This window comes from Amycolatopsis sp., from assembly GCF_035276945.1.
Lineage (GTDB): Bacteria > Actinomycetota > Actinomycetes > Mycobacteriales > Pseudonocardiaceae > Amycolatopsis_E.
Genome location: NZ_DATELF010000176.1, coordinates 14,127 through 39,558 on the forward strand (window position 1 = coordinate 14,127; position 25,432 = coordinate 39,558).

General features: G+C 68.1%; 21 protein-coding genes, 2 tRNA genes and 5 pseudogenes. 12 read left to right on the forward strand and 16 right to left on the reverse strand.

Translation table 11 applies throughout. The annotated features are described in order from the left end of the window. Window positions 1-9 precede the first annotated feature (9 nt). The gene (locus VJT49_RS32085; protein WP_324168731.1) at window positions 10-1,191 is read left to right on the forward strand and encodes an ROK family transcriptional regulator; all 1,182 of its coding nucleotides are present in this window, start codon (window positions 10-12) and stop codon (window positions 1,189-1,191) included. Window positions 1,192-1,255: 64 nt separating this feature from the next. Here VJT49_RS32085 and rpmG read toward each other — a convergent pair whose 3' ends face one another. From rpmG to VJT49_RS32105, 4 genes are all read right to left on the reverse strand, one after another. Next, complete coding sequence (rpmG, locus tag VJT49_RS32090) at window positions 1,256-1,420, reverse strand: 50S ribosomal protein L33 (protein ID WP_005453176.1); 165 nt, start codon at window positions 1,418-1,420, stop codon at window positions 1,256-1,258. 154 nt (window positions 1,421-1,574) lie between these two features. Next, window positions 1,575-1,647, reverse strand: a tRNA-Met gene (locus tag VJT49_RS32095). A 122-nt stretch (window positions 1,648-1,769) separates the two neighbouring features. Next, a tRNA-Thr gene (locus VJT49_RS32100) sits at window positions 1,770-1,842 on the reverse strand. A 125-nt stretch (window positions 1,843-1,967) separates the two neighbouring features. Next, the gene (locus VJT49_RS32105; protein WP_324168732.1) at window positions 1,968-4,601 is read right to left on the reverse strand and encodes a putative bifunctional diguanylate cyclase/phosphodiesterase; all 2,634 of its coding nucleotides are present in this window, start codon (window positions 4,599-4,601) and stop codon (window positions 1,968-1,970) included. A 281-nt stretch (window positions 4,602-4,882) separates the two neighbouring features. On the opposite strand from VJT49_RS32105, the gene VJT49_RS32110 reads away from it, so the two are divergent. The 3 genes from VJT49_RS32110 to lon all read left to right on the forward strand — a co-directional run bounded on the left by VJT49_RS32110 (window position 4,883) and on the right by lon (window position 9,211). After that, window positions 4,883-5,830 (forward strand): GNAT family N-acetyltransferase, encoded by a 948-nt coding sequence (locus VJT49_RS32110; protein WP_324168733.1) that lies wholly within the window; start codon window positions 4,883-4,885, stop codon window positions 5,828-5,830. A 9-nt stretch (window positions 5,831-5,839) separates the two neighbouring features. Next, window positions 5,840-6,688, forward strand: a complete 849-nt coding sequence (locus VJT49_RS32115; RefSeq protein WP_324168734.1) for an SAM-dependent methyltransferase — start codon at window positions 5,840-5,842, stop codon at window positions 6,686-6,688. A 99-nt stretch (window positions 6,689-6,787) separates the two neighbouring features. Beyond that, window positions 6,788-9,211 carry an endopeptidase La gene (lon, locus tag VJT49_RS32120; RefSeq protein ID WP_324168735.1) on the forward strand — a complete coding sequence of 808 codons (2,424 nt, stop codon included), beginning with the start codon at window positions 6,788-6,790 and terminating at the stop codon, window positions 9,209-9,211. Window positions 9,212-9,238: 27 nt separating this feature from the next. Here lon and VJT49_RS32125 read toward each other — a convergent pair whose 3' ends face one another. Further along, on the reverse strand, window positions 9,239-9,433 hold the full coding sequence (locus tag VJT49_RS32125; protein ID WP_414636133.1) for a hypothetical protein: 195 nt from the start codon (window positions 9,431-9,433) through the stop codon (window positions 9,239-9,241). Between the two features lie 42 nt (window positions 9,434-9,475). Between VJT49_RS32125 and VJT49_RS32130 the strand changes: the two are divergent. From VJT49_RS32130 to VJT49_RS32140, 3 genes and pseudogenes are all read left to right on the forward strand, one after another. Continuing rightward, a pseudogene (locus tag VJT49_RS32130) lies at window positions 9,476-9,712 on the forward strand (histidine kinase); the annotation flags it as partial. Window positions 9,713-9,984: 272 nt separating this feature from the next. Beyond that, on the forward strand, window positions 9,985-10,140 hold the full coding sequence (locus VJT49_RS32135; RefSeq protein ID WP_324168736.1) for a hypothetical protein: 156 nt from the start codon (window positions 9,985-9,987) through the stop codon (window positions 10,138-10,140). Beyond that, window positions 10,131-10,773: pseudogene (locus tag VJT49_RS32140) on the forward strand (response regulator). Before VJT49_RS32135 ends, VJT49_RS32140 begins: the two are co-directional and overlap by 10 nt. 2 nt (window positions 10,774-10,775) lie before the next feature. On the opposite strand, the gene VJT49_RS32145 reads toward VJT49_RS32140, so the two are convergent. The 5 genes and pseudogenes from VJT49_RS32145 to VJT49_RS32165 form a co-directional block, all read right to left on the reverse strand. After that, complete coding sequence (locus VJT49_RS32145) at window positions 10,776-12,233, reverse strand: MFS transporter (protein WP_324168737.1); 1,458 nt, start codon at window positions 12,231-12,233, stop codon at window positions 10,776-10,778. Window positions 12,234-12,302: 69 nt separating this feature from the next. Further along, complete coding sequence (locus VJT49_RS32150; RefSeq protein ID WP_324168738.1) at window positions 12,303-13,229, reverse strand: condensation domain-containing protein; 927 nt, start codon at window positions 13,227-13,229, stop codon at window positions 12,303-12,305. Between the two features lie 161 nt (window positions 13,230-13,390). Next, a pseudogene (locus tag VJT49_RS32155) lies at window positions 13,391-13,657 on the reverse strand (aspartate 1-decarboxylase); the annotation flags it as partial. Between the two features lie 22 nt (window positions 13,658-13,679). After that, window positions 13,680-13,841, reverse strand: a pseudogene (locus tag VJT49_RS32160) (MbtH family protein); the annotation flags it as partial. Window positions 13,842-13,872: 31 nt separating this feature from the next. Beyond that, entirely contained in the window at window positions 13,873-14,676 is an 804-nt protein-coding gene (locus VJT49_RS32165; RefSeq protein ID WP_324168749.1) for an alpha/beta hydrolase, read from the reverse strand. A gap of 488 nt (window positions 14,677-15,164) precedes the next feature. Between VJT49_RS32165 and VJT49_RS32170 the strand changes: the two are divergent. Then, a pseudogene (locus tag VJT49_RS32170) lies at window positions 15,165-16,028 on the forward strand (methionyl-tRNA formyltransferase). 10 nt (window positions 16,029-16,038) lie between these two features. Here VJT49_RS32170 and ligD read toward each other — a convergent pair. From ligD to VJT49_RS32185, 3 genes are read right to left on the reverse strand one after another with little or no spacing between them, the layout of a single operon-like run. Further along, window positions 16,039-17,037 carry a non-homologous end-joining DNA ligase gene (gene ligD / locus VJT49_RS32175; protein WP_324168739.1) on the reverse strand — a complete coding sequence of 333 codons (999 nt, stop codon included), beginning with the start codon at window positions 17,035-17,037 and terminating at the stop codon, window positions 16,039-16,041. Then, complete coding sequence (locus VJT49_RS32180; RefSeq protein WP_324168740.1) at window positions 17,034-18,113, reverse strand: ATP-dependent DNA ligase; 1,080 nt, start codon at window positions 18,111-18,113, stop codon at window positions 17,034-17,036. The genes ligD and VJT49_RS32180 overlap by 4 nt, the downstream gene beginning before the upstream one ends. Window positions 18,114-18,164: 51 nt before the next feature. Then, window positions 18,165-18,485, reverse strand: a complete 321-nt coding sequence (locus tag VJT49_RS32185) for a DUF6401 family natural product biosynthesis protein (RefSeq protein ID WP_324168741.1) — start codon at window positions 18,483-18,485, stop codon at window positions 18,165-18,167. 74 nt (window positions 18,486-18,559) lie between these two features. Between VJT49_RS32185 and VJT49_RS32190 the strand changes: the two genes are divergently transcribed. Beyond that, window positions 18,560-20,071: a penicillin-binding protein 2 gene (locus tag VJT49_RS32190; RefSeq protein ID WP_324168742.1), complete on the forward strand. Its 1,512-nt coding sequence runs from the start codon at window positions 18,560-18,562 to the stop codon at window positions 20,069-20,071. Between the two features lie 70 nt (window positions 20,072-20,141). Further along, on the forward strand, window positions 20,142-20,621 hold the full coding sequence (locus VJT49_RS32195) for an ATP-binding protein (protein ID WP_324168743.1): 480 nt from the start codon (window positions 20,142-20,144) through the stop codon (window positions 20,619-20,621). A 156-nt stretch (window positions 20,622-20,777) separates the two neighbouring features. Here the strand turns inward: VJT49_RS32195 and yidD are convergent, their stop codons facing one another. The 3 genes from yidD to VJT49_RS32215 form a co-directional block, all read right to left on the reverse strand. After that, window positions 20,778-21,110, reverse strand: coding sequence for a membrane protein insertion efficiency factor YidD (gene yidD / locus VJT49_RS32205; RefSeq protein WP_324168744.1), 333 nt, complete (start codon window positions 21,108-21,110; stop codon window positions 20,778-20,780). Then, window positions 21,082-22,533, reverse strand: a complete 1,452-nt coding sequence (locus VJT49_RS32210) for a hypothetical protein (RefSeq protein ID WP_324168745.1) — start codon at window positions 22,531-22,533, stop codon at window positions 21,082-21,084. The genes yidD and VJT49_RS32210 overlap by 29 nt, the downstream gene beginning before the upstream one ends. 761 nt (window positions 22,534-23,294) lie before the next feature. Continuing rightward, window positions 23,295-23,783: a hypothetical protein gene (locus tag VJT49_RS32215; RefSeq protein WP_324168746.1), complete on the reverse strand. Its 489-nt coding sequence runs from the start codon at window positions 23,781-23,783 to the stop codon at window positions 23,295-23,297. Between VJT49_RS32215 and VJT49_RS32220 the strand changes: the two genes are divergently transcribed. After that, window positions 23,728-24,243 carry a hypothetical protein gene (locus tag VJT49_RS32220; RefSeq protein ID WP_324168747.1) on the forward strand — a complete coding sequence of 172 codons (516 nt, stop codon included), beginning with the start codon at window positions 23,728-23,730 and terminating at the stop codon, window positions 24,241-24,243. The genes VJT49_RS32215 and VJT49_RS32220 overlap by 56 nt on opposite strands. A 454-nt stretch (window positions 24,244-24,697) precedes the next feature. Next, window positions 24,698-25,036 carry a tyrosine-type recombinase/integrase gene (locus VJT49_RS32225; RefSeq protein ID WP_324168748.1) on the forward strand — a complete coding sequence of 113 codons (339 nt, stop codon included), beginning with the start codon at window positions 24,698-24,700 and terminating at the stop codon, window positions 25,034-25,036. Window positions 25,037-25,432 lie beyond the last annotated feature (396 nt).

Consider the following 25,432-nt stretch of genomic DNA (forward strand, 5'->3'; position numbering starts at 1 on the left):
GGAGCGTGCATGCACAGGGCGCCGGGGGTCGGCACGCCGGCGAGCATGCGTGAGCTGAATCAACGCGTTGTGCTCGAGCGGCTACGCGGCGGCGGTCCCGCTACCCGGCCACGCATCGCCGCGGACACCGGCCTGTCGAAGCCCACGGTCGGCCAGGCCCTGCTAGACCTCGAGCAGCATGGCCTGGTTCGTACGGCCGGCCGTACGGTCGCCGGGCCGGGGCGCTCGGCCGTGGTCTATGAGGTCAACCCGGCCGCCGGACACGTGCTGGGCATCGACATCGGGCGCGGGCTGATCCGGGCGGCGGTCGCGGACCTGTCCGGGACCGTGGTGGCCCGGCTCGACGAACCGAACACCGCCCGGTCGGCCGCCGCCATCATGCGGATGGTGCGCGACTGCGCGGAGCACACCGTGCGCGAGGCCGGGCTGCGGATGCCCGATGTGGTCGCGACGGTGGTCGGCACGCCGGGGGTGCCGGACCCGGAGTCGGCCACGCTGCGCCGGGCACCCAACCTGCCGGGCTGGGAGCGCCGGGGGCTGCTCAACGAGCTGCGCTCAATGGTGGGCACGGACCTCGTCGTGGAGAACGACGCCAACCTCGCGGCGATCGGCGAGCACGAGGCCGGCGCCGCCCGCGGGGTGGACGTGTTCGTCTGCCTGACCGTGGGCACCGGCATCGGCATGGGGATCGTGGTCGACGGGAAGTTGTTCCGCGGCGCGCACGGAGCGGCCGGCGAGGTGGGTTACCTGCCGTACGGCTGGCCGCCGCCGGGTACGCCGCCCAGGCAGGGGATGTTGGAGTCGGCCGCCGCGGCGCCTTCGGTCGTGAAGATCGCCGCCGAACACGGCCTGTCCGTGCCGACCGCGAAGGAGGTCTTCCGGCTGGCGCGCGAGGGCGACGCACGCGCGCTGCGCACGGTCGAGGAGGAGGCGAAGCGGCTCGCCTTCGTGGTGTCCTCGGTGGCCGCGGTGATCGACCCGGCACTCGTGGTGCTCGGCGGCGGGGTGGGCAAGAACACCGATCTGCTGACCGAACCGATGAACCGCGCCATCGCCGACGTGACCCCGCTCCGGCCCGACATCGTGGCGGGAGAACTGGGTGTGGAAGCCGCCCTCACCGGCGCCATCGCGACCGCGCTGGCCACCGCGCGCGACGTCGTCTTCGATCGGCGGGCCGCCGGCGGCAAGTGACACCTGGACACAGCGAAGCGGCCGCCGCGGGAGACCCCGGGGCGGCCGCCTGCGAAAGCTGGGGTTAGCGGGTTTCCTTGTGAACCCGGTGCGTGCCGCAGTTCGGGCAGAACTTCTTCATCTCCAGACGATCCGGGTCGTTGCGCCGGTTCTTCTTGGTGATGTAGTTGCGGTGCTTGCACACCTCGCACGCCAGCGTGATCTTCGGTCGCACGTCGGTCGCAGCCACTGCCGAACCTTCCTCTCAGCTCAACGCAAGACGCCCCCACAGTGGGGGGTCCAGGGGGCTTGCCCCCTGGCGGGGGTCCGGGGGCTCGGCCCCCGGTGTAGTGGCCGAGCGGGTACGGTCCGCGCCTTCTGCGGACCCACCTCACCCACCCGCGTAGCGGTGGCCGGACTTGAACCGGCGACACAGCGATTATGAGCCGCTTGCTCTACCGACTGAGCTACACCGCTATAGCACCCGACCCGCACCGCCCGGGGTTCCCCTGGCGGGGGGCTGAGGGTTCAACCCTCAGAGGGCGTCGCGGAGCGAGCACAGCCCACGCTCTGCGTGGACATACTACACCCGCTCGCGGAGCCCCTTTACGGAATCGAACCGTAGACCTTCTCCTTACCATGGAGACGCTCTGCCGACTGAGCTAAAGGGGCGGATCAAGGCCGTAACCTTGAAGCCTCCGAAAGATTACACAAGCCTCCCAGGGCTGCGCGCACCGGGGTAGGTGTCAGACCTCCGCTCGGCCGGAGGCTTCGACGGAGGCGCTCCGCACCACGGTTCAGGTCAGGAGGGTCAGCACCATGTCCGCCTGCCGGCCCGGCGACCTGGCCGTTCGTGCCTGCAGCCAGGTCTCCAGGCGGTCCTCCGCCAGCGGCCGGGAGATCAGGTAGCCCTGCGCCACGTCGCAGCCCATGGCCTCCAGCTGGTCCCGCGCGATGTCCTCCTCGACCCCCTCGGCGACCACGGTCAGCCCGAGCGAGTGCCCGAGCTCGACGATCGACCGCACCACCGCGAGGTCGCCGAGGTCGGTGCCCATGCCGAGCACGAAGCTCTTGTCGATCTTGACCTCGTCCACCGGCAGCTGCCGTAGGTAGGCCAGGGACGAGTAGCCGGTGCCGAAGTCGTCGACCGCGAGCACGATGCCCAGCGCGTGCAGCTCCCGCAGGATCGGCAGCGCCTTCTCCGGGTCCGCCATCACCCCGGACTCGGTGAGCTCGAAGGTCAACAGCTCGGACGGCACGTCGAACCGCCGCAGCGCCTCGGCCACCCTGCCCGGGAAGTCCTGGTCGGCCAGGCTACGCACCTGCACGTTCACCGCGACCGACAGCCGCAGCCCCTCGTCCAGCCACTTGCGGATGCGGATCAGCGACTGCTCCAGCACGAATCCGGTCAGCACGCCGATCAGCCCGGCCGCCTCGACCGCGGGCACGAACTCGTCCGGGTCGAGCCTGCCGAACTCGGGATGCTGCCAGCGCATCAGCGCCTCGACCCCGAGCACCTGCTTGCTGGGCAGCGAGATCTTGGGCTGGTAGTGGACACTGACCTGGCCCTCCTCGATGGCCTGCCGGAACTGGGTGACCATCTGGAAACGCCGCAGGAAGATCTGGCCCATGCTGGGCACGTAGGCGCGGACCTCCTCGCCGCCGCGGGTGGCCCGTACCGCCACGTCCGCGTGTTGCAGCAACGAGTCCACGTCGGTGGCCTCGCCCGGGTCCTCATCGATCGGCATCGCGTAGCCGACCATCGCGTTGGCCTCGACGGTGAGCCGGTCGACCGGGTAGGGCTCGGACAGCTGGGCGCGCAGCACCTCCGCCGCCCGGTGCACCTCGGCGCCCTTTGAGCCGACAAGCAGCGCGGCGAACGACGAACCCTCCAGCCGCGCCAACGGCACGTCGGCCCCGAGCGCGTCCCGGATCCGCCTGCCCGCGGCGATCACCAGCCGGTCCGCCCACACGTAGCCGAGCGCGTCGCTGACCGTGGAGAAGACGTCCAGGTCGATCCGCAGCACCGCCACGTCCGTCCGGTCGCGCACCGGTTCGCGGATCACCTGCCGGAAGCCCGGGCGGTTGAGCAGGCCGGTCAGCGGGTCGTGGTAGGCGTCGTGCCGCAGGGTGGCGAGCAGGCGGCGGTTGTCCAGCGCGGTCGCCAGGTGGCTGGCCATGGTGCCGAGCAGTTGCACGTCGTACTTGCCGAAGCCGCGCCAGCGCGACAACCGGTCATGTGCCTCGACGACGCCGAGAAGCTGGTTGGCGCTGCGCAGCGGAACGACCAGCGCCTCCTGGGCGCCCCGGTCGAGCAGCGCGGCGGCGACGTCGGAGTTCACCTCGGTGACCCGGAAGTGCCGGACGTGGGAGCCGGGCAGCCGCACCAGCGGGTCCTCACCGAGGTCCTCGGGGCCTGGCAGCGGTTCCCCGGCGACCACGGTCCGCATGGCCGCGGTCGGCTCGAGCCGGATCCGGAGCACGATTCTGGCCGCGGACAGCTGGTCCTTGATCCGTTCCGCGATGGTCGCCCATTCGCTGATGTTCACCCCGCCGGACAGGTCGTCGGCGCGGGTGGCCGGGCGGGCGGCGGCCTGGTGACCGGACCGCGCGACCATCAGGCTCACGTCCGAAAGCGCTTCCATGTCGCGCTGTTCGCGGAGAAGGTCCGAATAAGCCCAGTACAGCGCGGAAAGTCCGAGGAACACCGCCAGCACGAGGGGCCACGCGTTGGTGGCCCCGGCGATCACCAGATACCCGCACAACCCCACGGAAGCGTTGACGAACCCGACGACGAGGATCCGGCCGGTCAGCCGCAGCGCGGTGCCGACGCGCATCCGGCGGCGCAGCACCCGGACCGCGGCCAGCGCGAGCAACGTGCTCGCCAGCGGCGCGGTCAGCGTGCCGGCGAGCGCGGCCGGCCAGGTCATGGTGGTGCTGCCCATGACGCGCTGGACCAGACCGGCGACGGCGAACGCGCTGGTGATCTCCAGCAGGAAGGCGCCCGCGTTGTAGAGCACGCGGCCGGAAACCCGCCTTACCACCAAAGTGCTGATCCCGGCGACGAGGTGAGCGGCCAGCACCACCTCGAACGGCACCACGAAGAACCCGATGACGAGCGGGATTTCGGTGAACGAAATCGTCCAGGAGATGCCGCTGCGGACGTCCACGTTGATGCCCAGCTGCTCGGCGAGCAGGAAGGACAGCGCGAGCACCGGTCCGATCCACCAGAGGCTCGTCGTGCCGTGGAACGGCAGCCACAGCAGGGAAACCGCCACCGCTGCGCTCACCCCGAAGGTGAGCACCGCCATGGTGTAGACCCGGAATCGCCGCTCGTCGGCGTCCGCCCGACCGGTGGACCGCTGTCCGGTACCGGTGTTCTGGGCTGCCGCCGGAATGGGAGTGTCAATACTGCCACCTGTGTCCGGCATGCAACCTCCTTCCCGCCCTTCGCCCTCAGGTGCGCACCCTCACCCGATCACCCGCCCGATTCTGATCTCCGCGCGAATGAGGGCATCACTGTACCCCGGAGGACGTACTTCGGCCTCTTTCCCGCCGCCATCCCATCACCGGATAGTGAACAGCGTGCCAACTATCGTGACCTGCGGCGACCGCCAAGTGAAACTGGAGCTCTATTCGTATTTATTTGTGATCGCTACCGGTAACCGACCCCGCTGCTCTTCGCGGATAGCCGGGGGTCTTCAATACCGACATGAATACCGCGGACATCGCGTCGGAACACGCGGCCCGACTGGCCGCCGCCGACCCCTTACTGCCCTTGTCAGAAGCCCTTGACGACGCCGGCAGCACCGGCGACGCCCCGGTCTTCGAAGTCGTGAAAGGCGATTCCGGAGCGAGCGGAGTGTCCGCCAGAACCGAGGTCGCCCCCAAGCTCAGTGACTCTCTGTGGCGAGCGCTCGTCGAGCACCGCCTGACCGTACGACTCGCCGGATCACAGTCTGGTGAAGTGTTCGCCGATTTGCTCACACGATGGGACGAACACCTCGCGAAGGTCGCCGCTCCCGGTGACTGGGACACCGCGGCCGTGGTGATCCGGCCCAGCCGGGACCCGATCGGCTCCGCGGAACTCCTCCGCCACGGCTTCGCCCCGGTGCGCGTGCTCGCCGTGCGACCCGCGGACCGGCTCGCCGCGCCGGGACCGGCCGCCGAACCCGGAGTTCGCATCCGGCCCGCGGAGCAAGCCGACCTCGACACCGCGGTCGGGCTGCACACCGAACTTCTGCGATACGACGCCGAATTCGGTGGAGCGACGCTACGCGAAAGCGCACGCGAACTCTTCGCCGCGGACGTCGCCAAGCAGATCGCGAGCAGCAGCCCGGCGCTCTGGATCGCCGAACTGTACGGCCAACCGCTCGGCCTGCTGCAGATCCAGGTGCCGCCCGACTCCGGCTGGGCGCGGCAGTACGTCCGCGCCCAGCGCGTCGGTTACCTGTCCTCGCTCCACGTCGCCGAGGCCGCGCGATCCTCCGGCGTCGGCTCGGCGCTGGCCGCCCACGCACACCAGTTGTTCGACGAAGCCGGGATGGAGGTCGTGCTCCTGCACCACGCGCTGGCCAACCCGCGTTCAACGCCGTTCTGGTATTCCCAGGGTTATCGCCCGCTGTGGACCCACTGGCAGAGGCGCCCCGCCATACGGTAAAACTATGACGTGACTGACGGTCAGGACTCCGCGCCACCCCCACCGGCCGGCGTGGACGTCGAGAAGCCCTCCGCCGCCCGGATATACGACTGGTACCTGGGTGGCACGAACAACTGGGCGGTGGACCGCGAGTTCGGCAAGAAGGTCGTCGAACTGCTCCCGCACGCCAAGGTCCTGGCGCAGCAGAACCGCCGGACCATGAACCGGATCGTGCGCGCCGCGCTCGATGCCGGGGTCCGCCAGTTCCTCGACCTCGGCTCCGGGGTGCCGACCGTCGGAAACGTGCACGAAGTCGTCCGCGAGCACCTGCCCGAGGGGGAACGGGCCTCGGTCGTCTACGTCGACTATGAACCCGTCGCCGCGGCGCACGCGAAGGTGCTCCTGGAACAGGACGGGGCCACGGACTGGGCCACCCTCGTCCAAGCGGACCTGCGCGACACGGACAAGGTCGTCGAGGACCCGGCCACCCGTGAGCTGATCGATTTCACCCGGCCGGTGTGCCTGCTCATGATCGCGGTGCTGCACTTCTTCGGCGACGACGACCAGCCGGGCAGGATCGTGCGGCGCTACCAGCGCAAGCTGGCTCCCGGCAGCTGGCTCGCCATCTCCCATGGGACCGACGAAAACCTGCCCGCGGAGCGTGCCGGGCAGATGCAGCGGTTCGTCGCCGCCTATCGGGACACCAGCAACCCGATGTGGCTCAGGAGCTCCGCCGAGATCAAGAAGTGGTTCGGGGACTGGCGGCTGGTCGAACCCGGCATCGTGCACATCGCGAAGTGGCGGGTCGAGGAGCAGATGGACCCGCGCAACGAGTTGGCCGCGCCCTTCGGGTGGGTCGGCGTGGCCAAGAAGGGCTGAGTGTGCCTGACCGCTGTCCGCTGTAGGCGAACGACCAGCGGAAACAAACCAACGCTCCGCAAGGTTGAGTGAGACAGACTCAACTTGAAGGAGCAAGTGATGACCGAATACCGGCTGCTCCCCTTGCTGCCCCTGGACGACGACGTCGTACTGCCCGGCATGATCGTTCCGCTGGACCTCAGCGATGCCGAGATCCGCGCCGCCGTCGAGTCCGCGCAGGCGAAGGCTCCCGCGCTCCCCGGCATCAGGTCCACGAGCAACGCCGAAGTGCTGATCGTGCCGAGAGTTTCCGGCGCGCCGGCCGAGTTGGGCACGGTCGCGACCATCGAGCGGATCGGGCGGGTGCCTGGCGGCAAGGCGGCCGTCCTGCTGCGCGGCACGCGCCGTGCCCGGGTCGGCGAGACCGGCGAGGGTCCCGGCGCGGCCAGGTGGATCCGTGCACACGACGTTCCGGACGTTACCGACGACGCCTCCGCCGCGCGGGCCGCGGAGTACAAGGAGCTGGTGATCTCGCTGCTGCGGCAGCGCGGTGGCGAGCAGATGACCGACGCCGTGCGCGAGCTCGAGGACCCATCGGCGATCGCGGACCTCGCGGGCAACGCGCCGTACCTGACCGTGGCGCAGAAGCTGGAGCTGCTGCGGACGGCCGACGTCTCGGCCCGGCTGGAGCGCGCGCTCGAATGGAGCCGCGCGCACCAGGCCGAGCAGGAGGTCACCGACACCATCAACAAGGACGTCGCGGAGGGCATGGAGAAGCAGCAGAAGGAATTCCTGCTGCGGCGCCAGCTCGAAGCGATCCGCAAGGAGCTCGGCGAGCTGGACGGCAGCGCCGACAAGGACGACTACCACGCCCGCGTCGGGCAGGCCGGCCTGCCCGAGCACGTGCGCACGGCGGCGCTGTCCGAAGTGGACAAGCTGGAGCGGACCTCGGACCAGTCCCCGGAGGGCGGCTGGATCCGGACCTGGCTCGACACCGTGCTCGACATCCCATGGAACAGCCGGACCACCGACGTGCACGACATCGCCGGGGCCAGGGCCGTGCTGGACGCCGACCACGCGGGCCTCGACGACGTCAAGGAACGGATCATCGAGTACCTGGCCGTCCGGGCGAGGCGTGCGGCGACCGAAGTGGATGGGCGCGGAACCGAGACTGCGCGGAGCTCCGTCGAGGGTGGCGGCGGGAGAGGGGCCGGCACCGTTCTGGCGCTGGTCGGGCCGCCCGGGGTTGGTAAGACCTCGCTGGGCGAGTCCGTCGCGAAGGCGATGGGGCGCAACTTCGTCCGCGTCGCGCTCGGTGGTGTGCGGGACGAGGCGGAGATTCGCGGGCACCGGCGCACCTACGTCGGCGCCTTGCCCGGCCGGATCGTTCGCGCGATCAAGGAAGCCGGGTCGATGAACCCGGTGGTGCTGCTCGACGAGGTGGACAAGGTGGGCGCCGACTACCGGGGCGACCCGACCGCGGCGCTGCTGGAGGTGCTGGACCCCGAGCAGAACCACACCTTCCGGGACCACTACCTGGAGGTCGAACTCGACCTGTCGGACGTGGTGTTCCTGGCGACCGCGAACGCGCTGGAGACCATTCCGGGGCCGCTGCTGGACCGGATGGAACTGGTCACCCTCGACGGCTATACCGAGCACGAGAAGGTGATCATCGGGCGCGACCACCTGCTGCCGCGTGAGCTGGGCCGGGCCGGGCTCGGGACGTCGGACGTGGTACTGACCGACGCGGCGCTGAGCCGGATCGCCGCCGAGTACACCCGCGAGGCGGGGGTGCGCAACGCCAACCGCACCATCGCGAAGGTGCTGCGGAAGATCATCACCCGCGTGGCGCTCGGCCAGGCGACCCTGCCGGTGACGGTGGACGCCGCGGACCTGGACGACTACCTCGGCAGGCCGCGTCACCTGCCGGAGGCGCTGCTGCCCGCGGCGGCCCGGCGGACCGCGATTCCCGGTGTGGCAACCGGTCTGGCGGTGACCGGTGCCGGTGGTGACGTGCTCTACATCGAGGCGTCGCTGGCCGACCCGGAGTCGGGTGGTGCCGGACTGGCGTTGACCGGCCAGCTCGGCGACGTGATGAAGGAGTCGGCGCAGATAGCGCTTTCCTACCTGCGTTCGCACGGCGCGGAGCTCGAGCTGCCCGTCGGCGACCTGAAGGAGCGCGGCATCCACGTGCACGTGCCCGCGGGCGCGGTGCCCAAGGACGGACCCTCGGCCGGGATCACGATGACCACCGCGTTGGCGTCGCTGCTGTCCGGGCGGGTGGTGCGCACGAACGTGGCGATGACCGGTGAGGTGTCGCTGACCGGGCGGGTGCTGCCGATCGGCGGGGTGAAGCAGAAGCTGCTGGCCGCGCACCGGGCGGGCCTGCGGACGGTGATCATCCCGGCACGCAACGAGCCGGATCTCGACGACGTTCCCGCCGAGGTCCTGGCCGAGCTGGAGGTGCACCCGGTGGCCGAGGTGCGCGAGGTGCTCGACCTCGCCTTGACCCCGGCCACCACGACGGTGCCTCAGGCCGCCTGAACGAGCGACTCGCGGCCAGTCGCCTGTTCACGGCAGGCGAGTTGTCCCTCGGGCGCGGAAGCGGCGGGTGAGGAAGGTGATGACCACGACGGCTACGGCGCCGATGACCAGATACTGGAAGTAGGCGGCGTAGTCGTTCACCACCTGCCAGTTCGCGCCGAGCAGGTATCCCGCGACGAAGACGGTGTTCCAGATCAGGCTGCCGAGCCCGGTCAGCAGCAAAAACGGCCGAACGGCATGCGTTCGCTGCTCGCGGGCAGCGAGATGAGGCTGCGGAAGATCGGCCCCGGCAAGCAGGAACTGCTGCAGCGCAGGGTGTCCGAACCGGCCACCAGCCGGGCCGAAGTGCTCGAGGCGGTGCATCAGGAACGTCGCCGGACCGAGCGGGACCTGCACGACGGCGTGCGGCAACGGCTGGTCGCGCTGGGCATGCTGCTCGGCCGGGCTCGGCGTGCAACGGACGCGGGCCGAGCCGATGAACCGCTGCGCCAGGCGCATCAGGAATCCGAGCGGGCGCTGGAGGATCTGTGCGAGGTCACCTGGCGGGTGTACCCGACAGCGCTCGACGACGGCGGGCTCCCCGTCGCGCTGGAAGCGCTTGCCGAGCACGCTACCCTGCCGGTGGACCTGCGTTGCGAACTGCCGGGCCGCCTCGACCCGGCGACCGGGACGATGATCTACCTCGTGGTCTCAAAAGCCCTGACCAACGCGATCAAGCACGCGGCCGCGAGCGGGTTCGCATCGACGTCGAAGCCGGACCGGAAAAGGCGCTCGTGCGGGTCACCGACGACGGTGCCGGTGGAGCGCGGCCCGCGGGCGGCGGCCTGTCCGGACTGGCCCGCCGGGCCAGCACCGCGGAAGGAGTGTTCACAGTGGACAGTCCGGTGGGCGCTCCCACCACGATCAGCGCCGAGTTGCCATGCGCGTGATCCTCGCCAGGACTCGACTCTGTTGCGGGAAGGGCTGGTCCGGCTGCTCGCCGAGGAGGACCACGACGTGGTCGCCTCCGTCTGCGACGCCTGCGCCCTGCTCGCCATGACGGAGCGGTACCAGCCCGACATCGTGGTGACCGACGTCCGGATGCCGCCCACCCACACGGACGAGGGGTTGCGGGCCGCGCTGGAGGTCCGGCGGCGCTGGCCGGAGGTCGGCGTGCTCGTGCTGTCGTAATACGTCGAAAAGCGCTACGCGACCGAGCTGATCACCGGTGACCGTGGCCGGGTCGGACACCTGTTGAAGGACCGGGTGAGGCAGGTCGGCGAGTTCCTCGACGCGCTGGAACGGGTGGCCGGCGGCGGGGCCGCCTTCGATCCCGAGGTGCTCCGGCGGCTGCTCGCCAGGACCACCCGCGCCGACCCGCTCGCCCGGCTGACCGCGCGGGAACACGAGGTGGTGGCGGAGATGGCCGAGGGGCACACCAACCGAGCATCGGCGCCGAGCTCCACATTTCGCAGAGTGCGGCGGAAAAGCACGTGAACGCGATCTTCGACAAGCTGGAGCTCGCGCACGCCACCGGCTTCAGCCGCCGAGTCCTCGCGGTCCTGCGCTACCTCGGTTCCTGAGTTCAGGCCGCCAGCTGTGGTTTCCGCTCGCGGACGAACAGGTACATCAGCGCGGAAACGAACATGATCCCACCGGCCACCCAGGTTCCGGTCGACCAGCTGCCGGTCGCGTCCCGCAGCACGCCGCTGACCACCGGGCTGGCCACCGCGCCGATCTCCGAGACCAGGTTCAGCATGCCGAACGCCGATCCGCGCTGCCGGTCGGGCACCATGTCGCCGGTGATGCCGTGGGCGATGGGCTGGAGCGCGTTGAAGAACAGGCCCGACGTGAACAGCAGCAGCCCCAGCAGCACCAGGGACGGTTTGTGTCCGGTGCTGGTCTGCCAGGCGAACACGAACACCAGCAGGGAATAGACCACCGAGAACGAGATCAGCAGCGGTTTGCGTCCGTACCCGCGCCGCAGCGCCCGGTCGGCCAGCCAGCCGCCCACCGGGAACCCGATGATTCCCGCACCGGCGTTGAACGCGGCGGTGAGCGCGGCCGCGAGCAGGCTGCTCTTGGTCGATTCCTGCACGATCGCGACCGACCAGTAGTTGAAGAACCACAGGTTCCACAAGACCGCGATGAAGGCGATGTAGATGATCACGATGTCGCGGTTCAGCAGCACCGAGCGTTCCGGGCTCCGCCACAGCCTCGCCACGATCACGCCGATCACGATCAGCGCCAGTACGCCGGAGCCGATCGCCGTGCCCCAGGTCGGCCAGCGCAGTTCGTCGGAGACGGCGAACAGCAGGACCACCACGACCAGCAAGGGCAGCGAAACCGCCAGCAGGCGCGGGATCGGCGGGCCGATCCTGAGCCGGCCACCGAGCCGTTGCCGGAAAAACACCCAGGTCACCGCGGCGACCACGAGCGAGCCGGCCGCGAACACGATGAACGGGACCCGCCACGAGTTCACCCCGAGGCCGAGATCCTGGCCCCAGCCGATGAGCAGCGCGGTACAAACCAGACCAAGGGTCGCGCCGACGGACAGGCCGGAGATCACCACCCCGAGGCCGAGTGTGCGGCGTTTCGGCGGAGTGTGGGTCATGACCAGTGTCCGGTCGTTGGAGTAGAAGATGCCCTCGCCGAGGCCGGTGAGCACGCGCGCCGCGACGAACGCGATCAGCCCGGTGATCAAGCCGGACACGGCGGTGAGCACGGCCGCCCAGAGCAGCGAGATGACGAGCATCTCGCGGTGCCCGAACCGGTCGCCGAGCCGCCCACCGGGGAACTGCGTGAGCATGTAGCCGGTGAAGAACAGCGAGCCGACCAGCCCGCCCAGCGCGTTCGGCGCGCTGGCCTCGCCGATGAATCCGACGTGGTTGCTGATCATCCAGGTCACCACCGGCCCGGTCAGGGTCCGGTCGGCGTAGCTGACCATCCAGCCGAGCAGCAGCACCGCCCACAGCCACCGGTACGGCGAGGTGCCGGCACGTGATTCGGTCGAGACTGAGGGAATGTCGCTGGGCAGGGTCATCGGCCTCTCCATCGAGTCCCGGTGTTCGCATTTCGAACCTTTTGTGATCAAAGCGAACAAGTCGCGACTTTAAGGAGCTCGCTCGGTTGTGTCAACGCTCACATCCGGACCGATCAGGGCGAACGGCGTCGAATGCCCGGATACCCGCTGGATGTCGGCCAGGCCGAGATGCTGGTGGTCCGGCAACGCGGATTGCTCCGCCTGCATGCGCACGAAGAGTTCGGCCGGACCCGCACCGGAACCGTGTTGATGAACAGCCCGACCATCGACTCCCACCCCGGCGAGTCCGGGCGGGCGGCCGGATACGGTGGCGCCGAGGACGACGTCGGTGCGGCCGGTAAGCGTGCTCAGGAACAGCGCCCACAGGCCCCGCATGACCGTGCTCAGGGTGAGGCCGTGCACCCGTGCCATGGCCGAAAGGTCCGTGGCGTCGCGTTGGGTGGTGAACGGTGACGGAATCTCGACCGGGGTCCGGGTGGGGCCGAGCAGGGTCGGTCCGTCAAGGCCGGAAAGCGCTTCACGCCACACCTGTTCCGCCACCTGAGTGTCCCGTTTGGACAACCAGTCGAGGTAGGCACGATCCGGTCGGACGAAAGGCAGGCGCTCACCGGAGTACAGCGCGAACAGTTCGTGGAGCAGGATCGGCGCGGACCGGCCGTCCCACAGGAGGTGGTGCGAGAAAATCACCAGGCGGTGCCGCCGCGGCCCCAGGCGCACCAGGGTGAACCGGACCAGCGGTGGACGGCCGAGGTCGAAACGCTCTTCGGCCGGGGGATCGGATGTGACTTCCCGCCACGGCAACTCCACGTCACGGCGGATGACCTGCACGGAACGTCCGGAGGACAGCGTGCGGAACTCGGCCCGCAGATTGGCGTGCCGTCGCAGCAGGGCTTCCGCGGCGGAACTGAGCCGCGCGGCATCCAGCGGCCCTTCGAGGTCGAGCCGTAGTTCGCCGGTGTAGATGTCCCGCTCGTCGAAGAGTGCGTGGAACAGCATGCCTGCTGCATCGGCGAAAGCGGCAGGACATCATCCACCGCGGGAACCATCGACCAAATCCGGTCCCGGCACCGGTTCGCCCGCGTCCGAGCCGAGGCCACGATCCGGTTGTGCCCGTCGACATGCACGACGCGGGGCCGATGTGTGGCCCGTTCCGCCTCGGTGAACAGGCCGAACGACATGATGATCACGAGATGCCCGGGGTGGATCAGATGCGCGACCGCGCCGTTCACGCCGATGATCCCGGGCCCGCCGGTGATCGCGTAGGTGACCAGTCTGGCGCCGTTGTCGATGTCGACCACGTGCGCCGTTTCGCCCTCGACGATGCCGGCGGCGTCCATCAGTTCGCGGTCGATGGTGAGCGAGCCGACGTAGTGCAGATCGGTCTGGCCCGGTGGATCTTCCCGTTTCAGCAGCGGCCTCAGCATCACACGCTCCAGATGTCGCGGGATTGGCTTCGATGTGGTCGAGGCACGCCCGTCTGCTGTCTTCCCCGAACACCACCCGCCAGCCTGGCGGCACCTGGGCGAAGGTCGGCCAAAGTGAGTACTGGCCCTCGTCGTCGATCAGCGCGTAGAAGCGTCCGCTGTCGTCGTCGAAGGGGTTCGTCACGTAAGCCTCCCAGCCGTCCTGTTCACCGAGGCTAAGCGTGTCCAGCCGTGAAAAAGGTGACGAGTGCGTCGTTGACCACGTCCGGGCGCTCCAGATAGCCGTAGTGACCACACCCTTCGATCTCGAAATAGCGCGCGGACGGGATCACCTCGGCGACTTCCCGCGCGAGATACGCGGGCAGCCGGACGTCGTCGGCGAACCCGATGACCAGGCACGGCACCCGGATCGCGCGATAGGCGTCGAGACGGCTTTCCCTGATGTCAAGCCGAAGTTGCGCGCGCAGGCCGGGCGTCCACACGGTGGCGGACATCTCGAAGACATCGAGCCAGTCCTGGATCGCGTTGTCGTCGTTCAGCGTGCGGGGCGAGAGATTCTGCACTGCGCGAACCACGGCCTCGTATTTCGCGGGCAGTTCCAGACCACCGTCACGCAGTTCTCGTTCCGCCGCGCTCATCGCCGACCGCATCGCGTCCGGGCGGCCCCGCGTGGCCATCAACACGGCCTGGCTGACGAGTTCCGGACGGGCGAGCATGAGTTCGGTGACGACCTGCGCGCCCATCGAGGTCCCCACCAGGCGGCACGGACCGAGCCCGAGGTGCTCGATCAGCCCAGCCGTGTCGGCGACCAGATCGTCAATGGTGAAACCCGGCTCGGCGGACGAAATTCCGCGGTTGTCGAAGGTGATCGCGCGAAAACCCGCGGCGACGAGTGCGGGCACCTGATGCAACTGCCAGACGCGCCCGCTGGCGGCGACACCCATGACGAGCACGACCGGTTCGCCGTCACCGGTGTCGTCGTAGTTGATTTTGATTCCGTTGATCTCAGCGAGTGGCATGCTCGTCCCCCAGACTGGCCTTACGTAGCCGGGGCATGGTAAGCGACCAGGCACACTCCCACAACGCAGATCAGTTCGTCGCCGACGACCGCCTCCGACGCTCCGGACAGGCGCGGCGGCACCGGCCTCCGCGTTGCCGACCGCGGATCCACTTGTGGCCTGGGCCAGCCACAGGCTGCTGACGTGACCCTGAAGATGGCCGGGCGTGTGGTGCTGAAGCAAGGCACGGCGCAGGATTTCCGACGTGGTGTCGCCGAAACCGGCAATGGCCAGGCACAACAGGCACAACTGCCCGGACAGCCCGGAACCGGTGATCGCCAGGCCCCAGACCAGCACCGACACGATGAGCGCGCGGCCACTGTGCCACACGCGACCGGTCCAGCCGCTGGTCAACTCGCCGAGGAACGCGACCGCCGGGGCGGTGTGGAGCAGGCCCACCGTCGACGGCCCCCGCCGAACACGCTCCCGCGTTCCTTGATCCCCGTGAAATTTCCCACCCGCACCGAATCCGGCGCCGGGCGCTGCTGGACTCGGAACACGAAGTGACGCTCGCGGTCACGCACCCGAAGAGCGAACACGCCTACGAGCGGATCTGGTCGGACTCGGTGGCCGACCTCGCCGCCGAACCCGGGATGCCGGTACTGGTCCGGCCCCGTCCCGAAGACCTGCTTCGAGGAGGCCGCCCCGGAACATCATCGTGTTGAACAACCGGCGCACCTGGCTGCCGCGGGAGATCTTCGATTTCCCGCCGCACGGCAACGTGCACGACTCCCTGCTGCCCGCCTACGCCGGTTTCTCGCCGCTCACCTGGGCTCCCCTCGACGGCGAACGCGAGGTCGGCGTCACCGCGCACCTGATGGACGCCGAACTGGACGCGGGCGACATCGTGCTTCAGCGTGCGGTGCCGGTCGGGCCGCGGGACACCGGCACCGACCCGTTCCACAAGACCGTGGCGGAGATCCCGTCCGGCCATACCGACTGTACCCAGCAGGACCGGTCAAAGGCCAGCTTCTTCCACAAGCGGTCCATTGAGCAGGACCGATTGGAGGTCGCCCGCCGAAGACATCGAGCGGTAGTCCGCGCCCAGTCGGACCCCTACCCGAACGCCCTTACGTTCCACAAAGGACAGATGCTGCGGATCGTACGGGCCTCGGTGTCCCAGGGGCGGTACGGCGGCACGCCCGGCCGGATCTTCATCCGCGAGGGCGACGGCGTGGTCATCGTCGCGGGCGAGGACGCACGGCACGGCCGCGACCACGGTCTGCTGCTCGAACGCGGCCGCCTCGACGGGCACCGAACTCGCCGCCGCCGACCACTTTCGCACCATAAGCGGCCACCTCACCTCCCCCTGACGCCGGTGAGCTAAGCCTTCTTGGCGCGGCTCGGCGCGACGCGTGGCGGTTCGTTGGGCTGCTTCGGATAGACCGGCGGCCAGGGCGCGTCCATCAGGCCGTTGGCCAGGTCCCGCCGCGACCATTCGAGCAGCGGTTCGATCGACTGCGGTCGCGCTCCCGCCCACGGGTCGCCGCGCTCGGCCAGGTGGGCCGGAACGGTCGCGATCGTCAGCTCGTCGGGTTCGACAGTGGCCAGGTCGTCCCAGTGGATCGGCGTCGACACCTGCGCGCCGACGCGCGGCCGCACGCACCACGCCCCGAACACGGTCTTGTGTGGCGCGTTCTGGTTGAAGTCGACGAACACCCTGGCGCCGCGCTCCTCCTTCCACCACTGCGCGGTGATCAACGTCGGGTGCCGGCGTTCGAGTTCGCGAGCCAGCGCCACGGCGGCGGCCCGGACCTGGTAGCCGTCCCACTCCGGTTCCAGGCCGGCGTAAATGTGCAGCCCCCGGGAACCGGTCGTCTTCAGCTTCGATTCGATGCCGAGTTCGCCGAGCAGTTCCCTGGTCAGCGTGGCGGCCTCCTGGACCTGCGAGAACACCACACCCGGCGAGGGATCCAGGTCGATCCGAAGCTCGTCGGTGATCTCCTGGTTCTCCGCCCGGACGGGCCAGACGTGAAAGCCGAGGCAGCCGAGGTTCACCGCCCAGATGATGTGCGCCAGGTCCGCCGCGACCAGCGCGTCGCTCGTGGTGCCGTTGGGCGTCGCGACCACCGTGGTGGTGACCCAGGAGGGGGTCGTCTTCGGCACCCGCTTCTGGAACCACGACTTGCCGCTCGCGCCCTCGGGATACCGCTCCATCAGCAACGGGCGCCCCCGCAGCGTCCGGAGCAGCGGCTCGGCCACGGCCTGGTAGTAGCGGACGAGATCGAGCTTCGTCTCGCCACGCTTGGCGAAGAACACCTTCTCGGGATGGGAGATCTTGACTTCGCGGCCGTCGATGTCCAGGGCGATGGCGTCGGTCATCGGCGGGCCCGCTCCTCGGCGAGCAGGGCCGTCAACTCGGCCGGGGGCACCTCTTCGAGCTGGCTGTAGGTGCACGACTCGGGCTTGCGGTCCAGCCTGAACCGCACAAGCCGGGTACCGTGCCGGAACCGCCCGGACTGCAGGTGCTCGTACCTGACCTCGGCGACCCGCTCGACCCGCAACGGCTCCCAGGACAGGTCCTTCTGCGCGTTCCACCGGCTCTGCACGCCCGGCATGCGGCCGGCCGGTGCCTCGGCGATCGTCCAGTCCCGCCAGGGATGCCCGTCGAGCGCGTTCTCCCGCAACGACGCCAGCTCGTCGACCAGTTCGCGGCGCCGGGCGGCGGTGAAGCTGCTGGCCACGCCGACATGGTGCAGGGTGCCGGCCTCGTCGTACAGACCCAGCAACAGCGAACCGACCCCGTTGCCGTCCTTGTGCCAGCGGAAGCCCGCGACCGCGCAGTCGGCGGTCCGCTCGTGCTTGACCTTCCACATCACGCGCCGGTCCTGCTGGTAGGGCGCGTCCGCGGGCTTGGCCATCACACCGTCGAATCCGGCGCCCTCGAACCTGTCGAACCAGTCCTGGGCGACATCCGGATCGCCCGTCAGCGGGGTGAGATGGACCCTTGCCAGCTCGGTGTCGACGACTTCTTCGAGCACACGGCGCCGCTCGGCGAAGGGCTGGCCCGTCAGGTCCCGGTCATCGAGCGCGAGCAGGTCGAAGACGACGAGGCTGGCCGGAATCTCCTCCGCGAGCTTGCGTACGCGTGACGCGGCGGGGTGGAGCCGCAGTTGCAGGCTGTCGAAGTCGAGGCCGCGTTCCGTGACGATCACGATCTCGCTGTCCACCACACACCGCGGCGGCAGCGCGTCCTTGACCAAATCGATCAGCTCGGGAAAGTAGCGGGTCAGGGGCCGGTCGTTGCGGGAACCGAGTTCGACCTCGTCGCCGTCGCGGAAGGCGACGCAGCGGAAGCCGTCCCACTTCGGCTCGTACCGCAGATCCGGCGCGCGCGGCACCTCATGCACGGCTTTCGCGAGCATCGGCTTCACCGGCGGCATCACGGGCAGGTCCACGCCCCGATACTAGGTGCCTTCCGTCGCGCCCGCGCCCGCCAATTCGGACAGTCACCGGCCGGTGGCCAGCGCACAGATACTCAACAGGCGGGTGGTCACCCAGTCCGCCGTCGACCAGTCCGCGGGCGCGGTGAACTGCCAGCCCGACTCCTTGGCCTGGTCGATCAGTCCTCGTGCGTATCCGGCGAGCACGACCGCCTCGGACGCCGTCGCCTCGACACCAAGAGTGACGATGTCACGCACCGCGGCCCCGTGCTGGTCGATTGCCGCCAAAAGTCCCGGAATGTCCGAAGCCGCCGACAAACCTTCGCTGACCTGCGTGGTCAGCTCGGCGAGTGTACTGCGCGCCGAATGTTCCAGCCCGAAAACCACGAGTGACACGGTAACGCGGAGTTTCCCCGTCTCGGGCCGGGCGTGGCCAACGCCACGCGTTAGCCTCGTGCGTTGTGAACAAGCCGATGCGCCACGTCAGCCTCGTGATGATGGTGATGGTCGTCCTGTTGCTGGCCAACGACTCCTATGTCCAGGTGCTCAACGCCGGCCGCTACGCGAACAACCCACTGAACCAGCGCACCCTGTACGACCAGTACGCCCTGCCGCGCGGGCTGATCACGGCCGCCGACGGCTCCGTCCTGGCGTCATCTCAGGCGACCGGCGACAAGCTGAAGTACCAGCGCTCGTACTCGGACGGGCCGCTGTACGCGCCGGTGACCGGCTACGACATGGTGGCTTCCGGCCCGCACGGCATGGAGTACGCGGAAAACTCCATTCTCAACGGGAGTGACGACCGGCTCGTTCTGCGGCGACTGTCCGATTTGTTCGCCAAGGGCGGCGAGGCCGGTGGCACGGTTCAGCTGACCATCGACCCGAAGATCCAGAAGGCCGCCTACGACACCATGGTGCGCAACGGTTTCTCCGGGGCCGCCGTGGCCATCCAGCCGTCCACCGGGCAGATCCTCGCGATGGTCAGCCTGCCCTCCTACGACCCGAGCAAACTGTCCACACACGACACCGCGGCGGCACAGGCCGCCTACCAGAGCTACGCCCCCGACTCGCCGACCAGCCCGTTGATCAACCAGGCCGTCGCCCAGGCCTATGCGCCCGGCTCCACGTTCAAGCTGGTGGTTTCCGCGGCCGCGCTGTCGGGCAACACGGACGACGAAAACACCGCGAACCTGCCGGCCGACCCGCGGATCACGTTGCCCGGCGCCACGACCACCTTGGAGAACTTCGACGGCGAAACCTGCCCGGACTCGGTGGGTGGGCAGGTGTCCATGAAGACCGCACTCGCCTTTTCCTGCAACACGGCGTTCGCCACGCTGGCGGGCCGCGTCGGCGCCACCGCGCTGACCGCGCAGGCACGGAAGTTCGGTTTCGGCGTCAACAACCTGTCCGTTCCCCTCGGAGTGGTCCAGTCCTGTGTCGGGCCGAACACGTCCAGTGGCTGCCTGACCGTCCCGAACGGCCTGCCCGGGTTGTACCAGAGCGGGATCGGCCAACTCGACGTGCAGGAAACCCCGTTGCAGGACGCCATGATCGCGGCGACGATCGCCAACGGCGGCAGGGAAATGAAACCACAGTTGGTCAAGTCGATCCGGGCGCCGGACGGTTCGTCCATTCAGGACTTCGGCCCGCAGGTACTCGACTCGGGCGCGATCTCGTCCGGGGTGGCGAGCACGCTGACCGACATGATGGTCGCCTCGGAAAGCCACTCCGGCACGGCGAACAAGGACCCGAGCGTCCCGATCGCGTCCAAGACCGGCACTGCCGAACACGGGCCGGATCCGAAGAACGTCCAGCCCTACGGCTGGTATGTCGCGTTCGCCCCGGCCGGTAACCCGCAGATCGCCGTGGCGGTCGTGGTCACCTCAGGTGGTCACCTGGACTTGGCGACGGTGGGCGCCAAGGTGGCCGGGCCGGTCGGCCGCGCGATGATCAACGCCGCGCTGGGCGGCTGAGGCTCGGTCGAAACGCGCTTGCCCCGGCTCACGACTTCGTCCCCGGAGGTGGGCGATGACGGGGCGTCTGGTGGGCCGTGCGGCCGAGAAGCCGGCGGTAACCAGTGCCATCGACGGCGCGCTCGCGGGCGGATCCGAAATCCTGCGGATCTCCGGCGAGCCGGGGATCGGGAAGACCCGCATCCTCACCTGGCTGGCCCGCCATACGGTGATCGAACGAGGGCGGGGCAAGACCGTCGACTTCGCTTCGTTCCTGTCGTACACCGCGTTCCCTGAGCGCGATGTGGAGTCATCCAACTCACCCGGGGGTCGAGTGGGCGGCCCGGGGCGTGCACGTCAACGCGGTAGCACCCGGCATGATCCAGGTCGAGTCTCCACACCCAGGCATCGCGACCCGCCGCCTCAGCGAGCAAGACATCGCCGACCGAGCGCGCTGCAGGTGAATGACGACGAGCGACTGGACCGGCTCGCCCGGGAGCGCGGCCTTGTGCTCGCTGTGCTCGCCGTGGTCGCCCAGCACCGACAGGCGCACGATCTGGATTTTGATTGATCAGTTGTCGTTGCGGTTGGTGGCAGATGAGTCGTGGGCACTGGCCGAGCCGTTGGTCCCGGAGTTCAAGCCTCGTCCGCAGGGCTGAGGGTCTGCAGCGCGGTGTGGCCGGGATGGGCCGCCGGCCGCCCCTGCACAAGCGGGCGGTGACCGCGGTCACGGCTCATCGATGCCCCTACCGCCGAAGCCGATACAGCGGTGGAGGCGAAGCATCCCGCGCGCCATTCCGTTGCGGAGGCCGTACTTCATGATGGACCGGCTGGTGTAGGTCGAGCAGGTGGGGATAAAACGGCATTGTGGCTTGGCCGAGTCGGGCACCAACCGGCGATAGCCGGCCAGCCCGGCGAGCGCTACCCAGGCGAGCGGGTTGAGGAACCAGTAGTGGCTTCGCGGGCATTGCCGCACAGCGGCACGGCGCCTCTGGCGGTGCTCGGGATCCGTCGGGCCGAGAACAAAACGATCAAGAGTTCGAATTCCGAGGGCGATCATTTTGCTGAACCCGCTGAATTTCTTCGTCGAGGACGGAGTTGGCAACGCGGACAACCTCCTCGAACGGCGTCGTATCATCCAGCTCGCGTAAGACGGCCAGTGCACGGTCGGACAGCCGACGCGACCAGGCCGGATCGTCGCCGACCGGCGTCGACAGCAGCGTCCGCAATCGATCGGCGGGTGCTTGCAGAATCGCCGCGAGGTGCGCGAGTTCCGCGCCGGGCGTGAACGTTTCGGTGAGCAGGTGGGCTAGCTTGCGGCGCAAGTCGGGCGCGTCTCGCTGATCGCGGAGCGCCTCAGTAAGAATCGGGCCAAGGAACTCCTGGTCGAGAACAAGATCGCGACCCCAGTCCTGCTCGCGCAAGTGAACGTCGCGAAGCCGCCGCATGTGCACCAGCGAGTCCAGACTCGCGGCATCGTGGGTCGACATCAGCACCGACGTCGCCGCGCACAGCGGCGCGATATATAGGTTGACGTCGCCATTGACCTCGACGATTGCTCCGATGACGGTCAGCCCCTTCGGCATCGACCGATTGAGCAGGTCCCGCCCGTACTGGCCGTTGAGCGCTTGGGACAGCCCGTCACGGATATCATGGTCGCCCGCGCTGAACGGGCTGGCTACGGAATCGATCCAATAATGGACCAACCGTGCGGTAACGTTGGGCGGATCCACGAACAGGCGAACTTCAATGCGCAGGTCTGCCGACGCATCACCGAACGTTCCGGCGCAGCCCTTCAGCTTGAAGTCGAAGTGCACATTGAAGATGTGCGAGCGCAGCAGAGAGCGCCCCACGGCATTGAAGCCGGCACCGGAGCAGCCACCCGGACCCGTCGAGTTGAACGACACCCGCGTCGAGATGCTCGAGACGTTGTCCGAAAGATGCTGATTGGTTGCTAACGCGTTGTCCGCGAAGCCCTGCACGATCGCCTGCGCCGCGGCAGCTATCCCATCACCGGTTGGCATGATACCGGCAGCCGAGGCGACCAAACCCTGCGACAGCGGACTCAGTTCACCGACGGTCGCGTTGATATCCGGGCCGAGGTACAGCACCCCATGCTGGAACACCGCATATGTGCCATTGGGTGGCGGTGGCGGGCTACCGGGCGGGGTCGGCGGACTGGGGATCCGCAGTACGTCGGTTGTCGGCGCGCCAAGGTAGCCGTCGAACTCCCCGGTTTGATCCCAGTAGTCGAAAATCGGTCCGTACAGCACCGACGCGCAGGTCTCCGGCGTGGAGATGATGATGCCGTTCGGAAAGTACTGCCAGAAGATGGCGCCGCCCGTGACTGTCCTGTACAGGATGCGGGACGTCGGGAACCTGCCCAACGCATCGTCCAGACCACCGCCCAGAATCTGGTAGTGCCGCACCTCGACGGGATCATTGTCGTTTTCGTCGGCCCGCTGTCCACCGATATGCGCCATTGACAAGCCCCTTCTCGACAATTCACCCCGGTCCACTGCGCCGCAGCCGGAAAGACCCCCAGTGACCTGATCGACCACGAGGTCGCCCCAGTCGCTGTGCTCGTTACGATCCCTTCGACGAACCACCCCAATGGCCTATCATCAAGAGCCGGTCGTCCTCGTCGCCCCGGTCTTAAATCAATCCGTGAGCCTCTCCCTGGACCCGTAAGGGCCCAGTCTTCGACAAAATCCCCGTCTTGACGGAAACTGTCGCCCCGTCCGGCTGGGCCAGTATTTCCGGGACGCGCCGCGTCCCGTCGACTCTGGACATGCGATACCTTCTTCACCACAAAAGCCTTCTCTCGCAGGCCTGCGTTGCCAGCGCTAACCCTGCAGAATAAGGCCATTGAGCTATCCACCCCAACCGCCACGCTTGCTCAAGGCCTAGGCCGGACTCACCGCCTTGCGTGGTGGGTTCGTCCGCGCCATCGGACGACCGCCATCAACCCCGTTGCTCGACTGCAGCCCATGCGCTGCCTCGGGGACCGGAACAGAACGACCGATCTCTCCATTCCGGCAAACCCACTATAGGCCGCGCGGCTTTGTTTAGCATGTTCGAATTCAATTAAAATGATGCTGATCTCGAGTGGCATCACCGTGAGACAAACACGTAGGGCCAGTTCAAAAAAGATAAACATGTCGTGCACTGAGACCCTACAACGGGAGTGTCCATTCACGGGTGATGTCGCGTGATGGCGTCAGGCTGTGCTCGTGGTGGGGAGTCAGGGGTTGCCGGTGAGTGCGTGGTGGATCGCGTCGATGGCGCGGATGCCGTGGTTTCGGGTACTGGTGAGGTAGGAGCGGACGCGTAGGTCGTCGCGGAGGGTGTCGAGGGTGCGCCAGTACCCGGAAACGGCCTGATGCCGTTTCGGGTTCCGGAGTGCCTGTTCCGAGGCGTTGTTCGTCCAGGGGATCTTGAAGTTTTTGGTGAACAGCCAGACCTGTTCGGCTTTGTCCTTGAGTCGTTGGGCGAGGGTGTAGCCGGGATGGTTGCCTTTGTGCCAGTCGCGATGCCGGTTGGTGGTGATGCCCCAGTCGGCGGCCTTGTCGTAGCGCTGGCGCAGATCGGTGAGCAGGTCGGGGTCGAGTTGCTCGGCACCGGCCGCGTGTGCGTCGTCGACGGCCTTCGCCGCGTCCCGCAGGACCGTTATGACCTTGCCGGCCCACTTCTGCCTGCGATCCGGCCGCCAGGCGCTGAACGACAAAGGCACGGTCAGCGACTGGATGCACACGTGGATAGCGCAGAAGCGCCACCAATGGAAGAACGGCCGCCTGGCCTACTCGACGCTGTACGGCTATGAGAAGGACAAACGGCTATACATCGATCCGAAGATCGGGCACATCCGGCTGGACCGGCTGAATCTCGACGACCTGATCGAGATGTTCAACAGGATCCAAGACGACAACGACAGGATCGAGGCCAACAACGCCGACCGTGCGACCAACCGCGCCCGAGCGAAGGAGATCCACAACAAGCCCACCGGACGCAAGAAAGCCGAGTGGATGAGACTCGAGGCGGAACTGGCCGCGATGCCGCCGTACCGCCGACCCGTGGGTCCCTCGTCGCAGCACTCAATACTGAGAACCCTGCGGGCCAGCCTCAACCGCGCCCTCAAGACCCCGGGGAAGCTGAAATTCAACCCGCCGCCCACTACGACATGGCGTCGGTGACGAGGCCGAGGCCGATCATTTGGACCAAAGAACGTGTGGAGCACTGGCGCAGGACGGGTCAGCGTCCAGGTCCGGTGATGGTGTGGACCCCGGCACAAGTCGGTGTGTTCTTTGACTATGTCGCTGAGCATGTTCTCGACTACGAAGCGATGTGGCATCTGTTCCTTAAACGCGGCCCTCGGCGCGGTGAGGTGGCTGGATTGCCGTGGATTGAGACTCAACTCGACGCCGGCACCCTCGAGATCGTCAGACAGCGCACCGAAAGGTTGGAGTACGAGGAGAAGGCCCCAAAGACCGAAGCCGGCAAGCGAGTCATCCCGCTTGATGGCGAGACGGTCGACATTCTCCGGCTGCATCAGAAGCGGCAGGAGGAGCGCAAGCAGGAGTTGGGCGAGGCCTGGATCGATTCGGGCAAGGTGTTCACCCGGGGTGATGGGTCGCCGCTCCGGCCGTCATGGATCAGCGACAGGTTCGCGGTACTCTCCGCCGCCGCCGGGTTGCCGCCGATCCGGCTGCACGACACACGGCACACGGCACACGGCACACGGCCGCGACGATCATGCTCGCTGCCGGAACCGACATGAAGGTCGTCCAAGAGACCCTCGGACACGCCACGCTGAGCACTACCTCCGACATCTACACGTCGGTACTGCCCGAGGTCGCCCGCGCGGCTGCCGAGGCAACGGCGGCCCTGATACCGCGCCGGGCACCTCGAAAAACGCCCGGGCACCCATCGGGCACCCATGGCGCCCTGTCGGACGAGCCCCAAGTAGGGGATGATGTTCCAGTGTGAGAGAAACCGCAGGTAGAAGGTGGTCTCTCGTCGGTATGAAGTGTTGTGGCGGGTAGAGGATTCGAACCTCTGAAGGCAGTGCCGTCTGATTTACAGTTCCACAGGGTTCATATCGGAATCTGTCGGAAACTGCCACGTTTCGGCGTTTCCCCTGCTAGATGGCTTTTTCGGGTGTCGGTCCGTGACGGTCGCTGTCGGGCCATGCCGGGAAGTGCGGCACCGAATACGGCACCGAACCCAGACGGTTGCCACGGTGGCAACACTCCCCCGGCCGGGGCGCTGACGATCGGGACATGGAGATCATTCCCGAGGTCTCGTCACTCCGTGTCCGACTTCGCCGAGCGGGGCACATGCCGGTACAGCGTCGCTCGACTGCGCTCCACCGTCTCCGCCATG

Excerpts from the sequence above, each read along its gene's own strand:
- ligD (WP_324168739.1), bottom strand. The coding sequence starts at position 17,037 with ATGACCGACGCCATCGCCCTGGACATCGACGGCCGCGAAGTCAAGATC.
- VJT49_RS32145 (WP_324168737.1), bottom strand. The coding sequence starts at position 12,233 with ATGACCCTGCCCAGCGACATTCCCTCAGTCTCGACCGAATCACGTGCC.
- VJT49_RS32150 (WP_324168738.1), bottom strand. The coding sequence starts at position 13,229 with ATGCTGTTCCACGCACTCTTCGACGAGCGGGACATCTACACCGGCGAA.
- lon (WP_324168735.1), top strand. The coding sequence starts at position 6,788 with ATGACCGAATACCGGCTGCTCCCCTTGCTGCCCCTGGACGACGACGTC.
- VJT49_RS32085 (WP_324168731.1), top strand. The coding sequence starts at position 10 with ATGCACAGGGCGCCGGGGGTCGGCACGCCGGCGAGCATGCGTGAGCTG.
- VJT49_RS32165 (WP_324168749.1), bottom strand. The coding sequence starts at position 14,676 with ATGCCACTCGCTGAGATCAACGGAATCAAAATCAACTACGACGACACC.
- VJT49_RS32110 (WP_324168733.1), top strand. The coding sequence starts at position 4,883 with ATGAATACCGCGGACATCGCGTCGGAACACGCGGCCCGACTGGCCGCC.
- VJT49_RS32225 (WP_324168748.1), top strand. The coding sequence starts at position 24,698 with ATGGATCAGCGACAGGTTCGCGGTACTCTCCGCCGCCGCCGGGTTGCC.
- VJT49_RS32105 (WP_324168732.1), bottom strand. The coding sequence starts at position 4,601 with ATGCCGGACACAGGTGGCAGTATTGACACTCCCATTCCGGCGGCAGCC.
- yidD (WP_324168744.1), bottom strand. The coding sequence starts at position 21,110 with ATGATCGCCCTCGGAATTCGAACTCTTGATCGTTTTGTTCTCGGCCCG.
- VJT49_RS32210 (WP_324168745.1), bottom strand. The coding sequence starts at position 22,533 with ATGGCGCATATCGGTGGACAGCGGGCCGACGAAAACGACAATGATCCC.